At 49.6% G+C, this 359-nt stretch carries 2 tRNA genes; both read right to left on the reverse strand.

From position 1 onward, the window contains the following. Positions 1–26: 26 nt before the first annotated feature. Positions 27–102: transfer RNA gene (locus AC2AXP_RS22705), tRNA-Ala, on the reverse strand. 130 nt (positions 103–232) lie between these two features. Beyond that, positions 233–309 (reverse strand) — tRNA-Ile (locus tag AC2AXP_RS22710). Between the last annotated feature and the right edge of the window lie 50 nt (positions 310–359).

Raw genomic sequence — 359 nt, forward strand, 5'->3', positions numbered from 1 at the left:
GAAGTATTGAAATTCAAGGACCTATATGGTGGAGCTAAGCGGGATCGAACCGCTGACCTCCTGCGTGCAAGGCAGGCGCTCTCCCAGCTGAGCTATAGCCCCATACAGTCACTGACAGAGACCTTCGGTTTACCAACTCATTGAAGAGTTAATTCTTTCTTTGGCAAGGCATGCGACCGGGAAGTTTACCTGAGTAAACGACCGCGAGCATAACGCAGCATAAGGAAGAATTTGGTAGGCCTGAGTGGACTTGAACCACCGACCTCACCCTTATCAGGGGTGCGCTCTAACCACCTGAGCTACAAGCCTATTAAGGTATTTCTGCTCGTTACTTTTCATCAGACAATCTGTGTGGACAC

Source organism: Serratia sp. Sp408 (assembly GCF_057180665.1).